The organism is Pseudomonas sp. NCHU5216, from assembly GCF_052156495.1.
Taxonomy (GTDB): domain Bacteria; phylum Pseudomonadota; class Gammaproteobacteria; order Pseudomonadales; family Pseudomonadaceae; genus Aquipseudomonas.
This window is the reverse complement of sequence record NZ_JBQLIX010000074.1, coordinates 1-9,162: the sequence shown is the minus strand read 5'-3', so window position 1 is coordinate 9,162 and position 9,162 is coordinate 1. Positions and strand designations below refer to the sequence as shown.

The window sequence follows — 9,162 nt, the reverse complement described above, 5'->3', positions numbered from 1 at the left end:
GACTACGACTTCGAGAAGCCGCGCCTGCAACTGGAGGCCAAGGCCGACGGCGAGGTGCAACCGAAACTGGAAGACTACGACTACCCCGGTCGCTACACCGACCGTGAGCGCGGCAAGCACCTGGCCAAGCGCGCGCTGGAGCGCCACCGCCACGACTTCGAGCTGGCCGAAGGTGACGGCGACTCGCCGACCCTGGTCAGCGGCCACTTCCTCGAACTGACCGAGCATTCGCGCCCGGAGTGGAACCAGCTCTGGCTGCTTACCGAAGTGCAGCACGAGGGCAAACAGCCGCAGGTGCTGGAAGAGTCGGTCACCAGCGACACCCAGCCTGCCGACGGTTTTACCCAGGGCTATCGCAACCGCTTTACCGCCACACCGTGGGACGTGCCTTATCGCCCACCGCTCAAGCATCCCAAACCGCGCATCCTTGGCAGCCAGAGCGCCGTGGTCACCGGCCCGGCCGGCGAGGAAATCCACTGCGACCAGTATGGCCGGGTGAAGGTGCAGTTCTTTTGGGATCGTGAAGGCCAGGCGGACGAGAAAACCAGCTGCTGGCTACGGGTCAGCTCCAGTTGGGCCGGTGATCGTTATGGCGCCATCACCATCCCGCGCATCGGTATGGAAGTGCTGGTCACCTTCCTCGAAGGCGACCCCGACCAGCCGCTGATCACCGGCTGCCTGTACCACGCCGAACACGTCGTGCCCTACGACCTGCCGGCGAACAAAACCCGTAGCGTGTTCAAGACCCTGAGCAGCCCCGGCGGTGGCGGCTACAACGAACTGCGCATCGAAGACCGCAAGGGCGCCGAGCAGATCTACGTCCACGCCCAGCGCGATTGGGACGAAAACATCGAGCACGACCAGAAGATCCGCGTCGGCAACGAACGCCACGACACCGTCGAAGCCAATACCTACAGCCATTTCAAGGCCGAAGAACACCGCACCACCCACGCCGACCGCAAGACCGAGATCAAGGCCAACGACCACCTCACCGTCGGCGATAGCCAGCACATCAAGCTGGGTAACGGCCAGTTCATCAAGGCCGGCCAGGAAATCCACCTCTCCAGTGGCCTGAAAGTCGTGCTCGAAGCCGGCAGCGAACTGACCCTCAAGGGCGGCGGCAGCTTCGTCAAACTCGACGGCGGCGGCGTGACGTTGGTGGGGCCGGTGATCAAGATCAACTCCGGTGGCGCAGCGGGCAGTGGCTCGGGGGCCGCGCCCGTCCTGCCGGGGGCGGCGAAGCCGGCGGATGCGGATAAAGCAGGGGAGTTGCTGGTTCCAGCGCAGAAGCAGGCGCTGATGCAGAAAAAACCACTCTGCGCCATCTGCGAGGCAGCCAAGGCGAGGGCCGGAAATGTCTGAGAACATGAATCCCTTGCCCCATGATCTGCCCTGGCATAGCAACTGCTACTTGCTGCTCGACGGCGTAAGCGTGGAGAACCTTCCACAAAAGCTCTATCAGTGGTCTGAGCAACCGAATTTCGAGCCGCTGTATCTCGGAACGGACTTGAGCGAACTCAATGAGCTCTCTCCATGCCTGATCGTCATTGACAGCCCAGGCGATCCCGTCCTGCAAGCCTTCCTTGCCAATGCCGCGCAGGAGTGGGGCTACCTGATTTTCACCCGCGCCACGTTCGATGAAGTTACCCAGCACTTGCGCTGGCTTGTAAACGTGGAAGTCTCTGCGCAACAGGCTTTTATCCTGCGTCTAGCGGATCCAGCCGTCGCTAACGCGCTATTCAGCATTGGCAACCCACTTTTCTGGGGGCCGATCGAGCAGCTATACATGCCCGATGGCGTAGAAGCGACTTGGCACGTACAACAGGCTCCAGAGACAACGCTTGCCAAGGATCATAGTCGTCCTTATCGCCTGAATGACGCGGAAGTCGCAACGCTTGAAGACGTCAGCTTCCGCCAGACTATCCTGGCCTTGGATGAACACCTCCGGACGTTCTTTCCCCAATACCAGGCTGCGCTCAACGGCATCGAACGTCATAAGCACCTACGCGAACTGGCCAACAAGGCTTACCAGCTAAACCTGTGCGCCGAGAGAGAAATTTTCCTGTTCGCCAATATTTTCGGTTTTCTTGGCGAGGCCGCACTGGAACAGCATTCGGACATCGCTCAACTGCTCGAAGCCTCTTCACCACGCCTTCCGGTAGAACGAGTAGAGCAAGCTGCATATCTGGCAGAGCAGCGCGCCACGCAGAGACAAGGAATGACCTCATGACAGCGCAGACACCTCCTCGCAATAACGCCAACCTGGCCGCAAAGGCGGCCTCCTGTAGTGACAGCCGTTCGGCCACCAGTACATGTCCATTGATGAAAGCCGAAGTGCAACTGATTCCTCTGCGCTACGGGCTGACCGAATGGGTCGATCCATCCTCTGAGCTGCCAGTACCCTTCAAGCTGAAGACTCGGCCTCTGGGTATTCGACTTGTGCGTGATGGTTTTCTCTACATCATCGACAGCGGCACGGGTTATCTCCACGAATACCAGATAGAAAAAGGCGCCATTACCAAGCTGCTGTGGAAGGATGCCGAAGTTCGCGCCGATACTCGTACCAACGCCATTGGCGAGCCACATTTGATCTTCCCCAGATCCAGCACACTGCATGTGGCTTACTCAGAACTGCAATGGACGGCCCGCAAATGCACGCAGGTACTGGCCAGCCAGAAGGATCGCAACTATTTCATGCAGCGGGTGGATCTGAAACAGGCCGATCCCAAGCGGGGCGGTGGCGACCTCCTGACGCGTGAACAGACGGAAAAATGGCTGGCTGAAGTCGTCCAGAACAAGGTGCATCGTGATGAGCAGGGTCAACAAACCTATCCTGATCACCAGAACCGCCCTGCCTTGGTAGAACCGCACCCGGAGGAACTTCAGGATTATGTCTGGGAAGATCCAGCACAATTCCGTGACACCCATATCGGCGAGTTGACGGCCAAGATTCTGCCAGCATACGAGCATGACGCACTCTTTCTGGTGCTGCGCGACGATATTGGTGTCATGCGCGATCTGGCACAGTTTCAGGACAAGGTGGTCGGCTGGATCGGGGAGTGGCGTGATGGCGGCGCACAGCCAGGCGCCAACGAACGCGACTATATGATCGCCTGCTATATCGAATCGCGGACGCAAATCGGTGCCGACGAATTATCCAAGCTGGACAATGCTGATGCCCAGGCGATGCTGGAGGATCTGCAGCGACTGCCCGAGCCTGATCAAAGCAATACCCGTCAAGCTGTTCTCGACTACCTAAACAGCGATAGCGACAGCGGTCGCCACCCGAGCCCGAGCGACCCTGACCTGCCTCCAGAGTTGAAAGCCGAACTGGATGAGATTCGTTCCAGAGCGACCAGAATCAATGCCTACGGAATCGTGAACGAGCTCAACGCAGCGACCGAGCGTTACTATGCCAATAAGATACTGGTAGGTGCCAACAGCGACTTCGCCAAGAAACATCTCGACACCCTGAAGCGGCTCAAGAAAGAGCGCAATCGCCAAATAAGAGATGTACTCAACGGGGCCAAGCTGGGCCAGCGCGGGATCAATGACCTGATCGACCGCCCTGCCATGGAGGCCTTTCTGGCCTCCAACCGAGCCAAGCTGCAACGCTGGGACGCGCTGCTGGAGCGGATCAGTACTGACCGCACGAACATGACCACAGAAGAGCGCTTTCATCGCGCGGCCTGGTATTACGATGTTCAGCAGGCCGAGCAGGTCGGCCTGGCATTCGCCACCCAATATGCCTGCCTGAAGGACATCGGTCGCTGTGATGCCGCCAATGAAAAGCTCTACGCCTGGTTGGAAGAAAAGCCTCAATACGACCGCCCGCTGTTCCACACCCTGCCGCTGAATACCCAAAGCGAACTGGCAGCGCAGTATGCGCTGTTGGGCTTGTCCACCTATGGTGCCGCTGTCGCCATCGACCACTGGCTGGCCAAGCTGAAAGAAATCGAACAAGGCAAGATCCCGGCACTAGACGAGCTGCCTGAAACGACCAGAGCCCTGGGGCATAGCGCTCTATCCACGCTCGACCCCGCACTGAGCTTTGGCATCAGCAAAGCCATGCAAACCTTCTTCGAGGAAGTGGGGCAACAGAAGGTGCCGGATCTCGACGAGTTGTTTCGCCGCTTGCCAAAAGCCCTGCCGAAGCGTCTGCTCGATGCGGCGAAACGTGAAGGCCTGACCTTCGCCGTCGCCAGTGAGGCGGAAAAGGCCAGATTGATAGAAGACCTGAAAGAAGTGCTGGCCAATCGTGCGGAGCTCAAGCGTCTCAAGAAACAGCGGGGTGTGATCATCAGCAATGCCGATAGCGGGCACAAGGCACCGCGCGCACGCGCATTGCAGCTCGAGATCGACAGAGTTCGCGCCCAGCTCGATATTCTGGAACCCCGTCTGGCGGCAGGCATAAGCCCTATCGCCGAGGTACCACAGAACAGCATGCGCGTGGCCGGCGCAGCCCCTGGGCGCGCCGGCATCACTCTGATTCTGCCACCAGCCGAGCTGCAGGAAGTCGCGACAGGGCTGCGCAATATCCGCAATGGTTACGGCACTGCCGGCACCCTCGGCAAGCTGGGTGACGGCGTGGGGCTGGCGGTATTTGTGGCTCAGTTGGTGAATGTGGTGCAGGTAGCAAGAGAAATCCTTAAGCAACCCGCAGAAAAAAGAGATATCACACCACTCATCGGCGCTGCTTTTACCACTGGCGCTGCTGGTTTCGCTGCCGCTCAGTCCATTGCCAATACAGCACTTGAGGCCAGAGCCACGCAGTTGGTGAAAGGGCTACAAAACCATGCATTGGCTACAACCCATGTACAGATGGGCAAACTACATTTTGGCTTAGGCTTTATAGCTTATTTCGGTGGCATATTTGCTGCTGCTATCAGCAGCAGAGGGCATTACAACGAATGGCTCGGAGCCGTGCAAAGCGGTAATGCCCAAGCACAACAAGGTGCAGCTATCGCCATACTTGGCTCAACTGGAATGTTAGGCGCCAATATCTACGGACTGGGTCACACAGCATATGCCGGTTTAGAGGTACTAAAAGCGAGTAGCATTGCGGCTCGTCGCACCGCTTGGGCGCTAGCAGGCCCACGTCTGGCAAGCGTTTTCTTCCGTTTCAATATCGCCGGCGCCCTGTTTACCGCCCTGGAGCTAGGTGGTACCTGGTGGTACAACCGCAACAATACCAACGCCCACGACGATTGGCTGCTCAGCACGCCCTGGAGCCAGGATTCGCAAAAGCGTAAGGACTATACGTTGGAGACCTACCAGCAGGCATTGCTCGGGGTAATTCAACGGCCCTCGGTAATCGTTACCCACGGCAGCCACGATAGCTGGTGGCGCGACCTGCTGCTGCCACCCAAAAGTATCGATATCGCCCTGGCGTTCCCGGGTCTGAGCCAGGCAGCGCTTGAGCATCCTCTTGCCGGGCAACCCACCGCACGGCTTAGCCTCAGCGCCTATCGCATTCGCACCGTGCGTTATGAAAAAGGAGAATCCATGGTCAGGTGGCACCCGCTCCATGAACTGGGGCTGGAACTGGCTGCCAGCTCGCCGCTGACACTCAGGGTCGAACGCCCCCAGCCCATGGAAGCAGCCATTGGCGGGTATACCCAGGAAGAACTGCTACTGGAGCTAAGGGTCGAACGCCTCAACGAGCGCGGCCAGTATCGTGAAGAGCGCCATACCATTCGCCTTGCGCCCGATAAACCGGGCGAATATCCCGCCAGCCAGGCAGCCATTCAAGGTCAGGCCGCCGCCAGGCTGCAGATCGACCCTTTGCTATTACTGGATGCCCAAGATGCCGCAAACCGCTGATACCCAAACCGCGACCCCACCCGGCCTGGATAAGCCACACAAGGCAGGGGATAGTCAGGGCTTTCCAGGCGGGCGGGTTAGCTACCTGGCGCCACTTCCACTGCCAACGGGTGAACCGCCCCATGACTATGCCCATGCGGTAGGCGCAGTAAATGATGCATATCTCAGCTTTGGTGTTGGCATGCCACATGCTTTTGGCCGTCAATTGATTCTTGGGGGATGTTTTTTTTCAGGCATAGTTATGCCCGTCATTTTATTTCCCCTGTTTATTGCCCTATTGACGCCATTGATAGGCGGAACGCTTCTAGACACTTGGCAAATGGCATTGGAGATGTTCAAAACAGGGCTAAAGATCGGCCCTATAGGTACCTTAGCGATATTGATTTTTTTATTGACTATTTGGTTACGCCACCATCTTAAAAATAAAACGATCATCGCCACCCGCTTCAATCGACAACGCCGTGAAGTCTGCTTTGTGCCAGAGGGTCATACCGAGCCCATCTTCGTACCCTGGGAACAGGTATCTGCTTGGGTAATTGAGGCGCGTGGGGTTACCCAATACGGTGTTCAACGTCAGTTCTCCATGGGCGTGGGTTTTCACCATGCCCCAAGCGGGCAGGACTACACTCTGGAATTCGCCACCAGCGGCCTGGGTATGGCCATCGGCAACTGGGAAGCTATTCGCGCCTATATGGATCACGAGATTCATAGCCTCAAGGACATTCAGGATCCCTTCGACCTGCAAGGCCCGGACGACCCACCCCATGAGGGCTTGCACACCTTCTACAACGCCCGTGAGCGCATGCGCCGTCGCTACCGCGAAGGCGAGGTTGGCAAGTGGTATGTGCTTGGTTGGTATCTCTACCACCTATGCACCTTGTGGACGCTGCCTTTTCATATCACCGAATGGGAGATTGGCCGGGTCAAGCGCATGCACCAACGCAATGTTCCTGAAGCCATGCGCGCCTGGTCAGAGCCCCTGCCCCCCGAGCAGTGGGTCAAACCCAGCGCCGATCTGCTCAGGCAACGCGAGCTGCTGGAGAGCTTGCGTCAACGTCATCCCCAAAGCTCGATCTTCGACTTAATGGCCGAGGTGGGGCGCATGGCTGCAAGCAACAGGAAGCAGGCCGGTGCAGCAAGCCGCTAAGACCCAAACCACCACTCCACCCAGCCTGAATAAACCGCACAAGGCAGGGGATAGCCAGGGCTTTCCGGGCGGGCGGGTCAATTACCTGGCCCCATTGCCACTGGCAACGGGTGAGCCGCCGCATGACTACGCCCACGCCATCGGTGAGGTGAATAACACCTACCTGAGCTTTGGTACTGGCTTACCACCTGTATTTGGTTGGCAGATGACTTTAGCAGGCCCATTTTTCGTGGGTATTGTCATGCCACTCCTTCTATCTCCTGTTCTCGCAGCCATACTAACTCCTTTAGTAGGTGGAACTCTCTTAGATACTTGGCAAATGGCAACAGGAGTACTTGAAGCTGGCCTAGAAATTAGCCTGATAGGCACACCAGCGCTTCTCGCATTGACCTTGAGTGTATGGCTATACAACCATCTTCAGCACAAGACTGTTATTGCCACCCGTTTCAACCGCCAACGCCGTGAAGTCTGTTTTGTGCCAGAGGGCCATACCGAGCCCATCTTCGTCCCTTGGGAACAGGTATCTGCCTGGGTAATCGAGGCGCGTGGGGTTACTCAATACGGTGTTCAAAGTCAGTTCGCCATGGGCGTGGGTTTTCACCATGCCCCAAGCGGGCAGGACTACACTCTGGAATTCGCCACCAGCGGCCTGGGTATGGCCATCGGCAACTGGGAAGCTATTCGCGCCTATATGGATCACGAGATCCATAGCCTCAAGGACATTCAGGATCCCTTCGACCTGCAAGGCCCGGACGACCCACCCCATGAGGGGCTGCACACCTTCTACAACGCCCGTGAGCGCATGCGCCGCCGCTACCGCGAAGGTGAAGTTGGCAAGTGGTATGTGCTTGGCTGGTACTTTTTCCACTTTTACACGTTGTGGACGCTGCCCTTCCACCTCACCGAATGGAACATAAGCCGAGTCAAGCGTATGCACCAACGTAATGTTCCCGAAGCCATGCGCGCCTGGTCAGAGCCCCTGCCCCCCGAACAATGGGCCAAGCCCAGTGACGAACTGCTCAGGCAACGCGAACTGCTGGCAAACCTGCGCCAACGTCATCCACAGGGCTCGATATTCGATTTGATGGCCGAGGTAGGGCGCATGACTGCAACCGATAGGAAACGGGCCAGTGCCGCAAACCGCTGATACCCCTCCCGGCCTGGATAAGCCACACATGGCCGGGGATAGCCAAGGCTTTCCGGGCACGGATAGCTATCTGGCTTCGCCGTTGCCACAACCCTCGCCAATCAACTGTGGAATCTTCATATAGCCGGTTTCGCAACATTCCTCTGATCAAAAAACACCGCAAGGAAGAATCATGACACAAGCAACTTGGAACTATGCCCAATACCTCAGCATTATGTCTTGGACGATGCTCAGCACAACGATAACGAGCCTCCAGCTCGCACTTATCTTCTTTCCCTTTACTAATTTTGGCGTATATCTGACCGGATGGCCCCTCGGACTATCGATTACCGCCAATATCATTCTATTCATTGCCTCTTCACTCGCACGTCGCGACCAATATGTAAGCGTTTCGTTGACAGCCGAGGGAATTCGATACGCTGACGAATCCGAGTCCTACCGTCGGAACGAACTGCTTCATGCCAGTGACATCAAGAAGATCCGCGTTCGACGTAATCCATTCTTCAAGTCACTGACGATCGACATGAAGGAAGACAATCAACGCTTCTTTCTGAGCAATGTGTCTCTCACAGAGAATTTTCTGGCGGAAGCCAATGCGCTCATCAACCAAGCAACGGGCAACGCGCCGCAAACTGGTCTGCAAAGGACGTAAGTTGCAAAGGGGGAAGGCGACCGAGAATCACACCGCGAGAGATCACCGATTTCAGAGCCACAACCAGTGCGGTTGCACCGTTTTTCTGGCCCACACCTCGCACGGTCACATAGCACTATGAATGCACTGATAAAGGTTTTCCCGGATAGCATTTTCACCGTCGATGACGCGGGTGGTGTTTCGATGATCGAACGCCACTCTGCCACGTTCACGACCCATGTGCTGAGATGGGGCTGGTTAGTACTTCTTCCGGCTTTTATCGCGTCACTCCACGTCGACGTTGTAGGGCTTACGGTCACATTGTTCTGCTTGTTAGGGAAACTCTGAATTTAACTTCCAGAATCTGGTGAAATAGTTGGCCTGGTAGCCCTGGATGATAGCCCGATGAAGCAA

Annotated in this window: 6 protein-coding genes; all 6 read left to right on the top strand. The window is 57.1% G+C overall.

Annotation, left to right across the window (positions count from 1 at the left end; genetic code table 11):
* A partial coding sequence (gene tssI, locus ACSVIK_RS25795) for a type VI secretion system tip protein TssI/VgrG (protein WP_442446983.1) occupies positions 1–1,362 on the top strand: 1,362 nt, incomplete at its 5' end.
* Positions 1,355–2,230 carry a DUF4123 domain-containing protein gene (locus tag ACSVIK_RS25790; protein WP_442446982.1) on the top strand — a complete coding sequence of 292 codons (876 nt, stop codon included), beginning with the start codon at positions 1,355–1,357 and terminating at the stop codon, positions 2,228–2,230. The genes tssI and ACSVIK_RS25790, both read left to right, overlap by 8 nt.
* Positions 2,227–5,823 carry a toxin VasX gene (locus ACSVIK_RS25785; protein ID WP_442446981.1) on the top strand — a complete coding sequence of 1,199 codons (3,597 nt, stop codon included), beginning with the start codon at positions 2,227–2,229 and terminating at the stop codon, positions 5,821–5,823. The genes ACSVIK_RS25790 and ACSVIK_RS25785 overlap by 4 nt, the downstream gene beginning before the upstream one ends.
* Positions 5,807–6,970, top strand: coding sequence for a hypothetical protein (locus ACSVIK_RS25780; protein WP_442446980.1), 1,164 nt, complete (start codon positions 5,807–5,809; stop codon positions 6,968–6,970). The genes ACSVIK_RS25785 and ACSVIK_RS25780 overlap by 17 nt, the downstream gene beginning before the upstream one ends.
* Positions 6,954–8,117: a hypothetical protein gene (locus ACSVIK_RS25775; protein WP_442446979.1), complete on the top strand. Its 1,164-nt coding sequence runs from the start codon at positions 6,954–6,956 to the stop codon at positions 8,115–8,117. Before ACSVIK_RS25780 ends, ACSVIK_RS25775 begins: the two co-directional genes overlap by 17 nt.
* Before the next feature lie 172 nt (positions 8,118–8,289).
* Positions 8,290–8,769 carry a hypothetical protein gene (locus ACSVIK_RS25770; protein ID WP_442446978.1) on the top strand — a complete coding sequence of 160 codons (480 nt, stop codon included), beginning with the start codon at positions 8,290–8,292 and terminating at the stop codon, positions 8,767–8,769.
* Positions 8,770–9,162: the final 393 nt, after the last annotated feature.